The sequence below is a fragment of the Paracoccus sp. PAR01 genome, from assembly GCF_014851995.1.
GTDB lineage: Bacteria > Pseudomonadota > Alphaproteobacteria > Rhodobacterales > Rhodobacteraceae > Paracoccus > Paracoccus litorisediminis.
The window spans coordinates 1-646 of the sequence record NZ_JACVAW010000093.1 but is presented as its reverse complement, the minus strand read 5'-3'; the positions used below and the strand labels follow the sequence as shown (position 1 = coordinate 646).

Annotated in this window: 2 protein-coding genes; one reads left to right on the top strand and one right to left on the bottom strand. The window is 55.4% G+C overall.

Annotated elements, in window-relative coordinates; translation table 11 throughout:
• Nucleotides 1-110 (top strand): transposase domain-containing protein (locus IB235_RS24830; protein WP_192338877.1); only part of this gene is annotated, 110 nt, incomplete at its 5' end.
• Between the two features lie 442 nt (nucleotides 111-552).
• Here IB235_RS24830 and IB235_RS24825 read toward each other — a convergent pair.
• On the bottom strand, nucleotides 553-646 hold a 94-nt coding region (locus IB235_RS24825), incomplete at its 5' end, for a transposase domain-containing protein (protein ID WP_192339079.1).

Here is a 646-nt window from a genome sequence, read left to right as displayed (position 1 = left end):
GCGTCAATCCCCACGCATGGCTGACAGCCACGCTCACCGCCATCGTCAAAGGCCACAGACAGAGCAAGATCCAAGACCTGCTCCCGTGGAATTACGCAGTCACCGTGTGATCGGGACACCGCTTACAGATAACTCCGATCGGCTTCTCGGCGAAATCGGCATTGACACGCTCAGCGGAGTGGCCAGGGCTGACCCCCTGATTGGGGGAAGTGGCGCGGATCTGCTAACCAGCGGAATTGGTGCCGATCAGTTCATTTTCCTGTCCTTGTCAGACGATTGTCGGATTCAACCATTTAGAAGCCGATCAAATCAACCTTTCGAAGATCGATGCGATCAGACCACGAGCACGAACGATGCGTTCAGGTTCATAGGTATGCCCAGTTTCATCCGTATAGCCGGAGAGCTACGCAGCGAACAGTTCGGCAGAAGCACCGTCATCATGGTGACACCAACGGCAATGGAAACGCCGGTTTCTCGATAATCTTGCGGGGAGCGCATATTTTGTGGTTATCGGACTTTATCCGTAAGCGTTCGCAGGTCATCACGGTCGTCTTAGCTTGACGGCTTGAAGCTCCATGGCAGCAGGTCGTCGAGGCGGCTTTGCGGATGACCGTTGGCGATGGCGGTGAGCGTGGCCTTAAGGTAG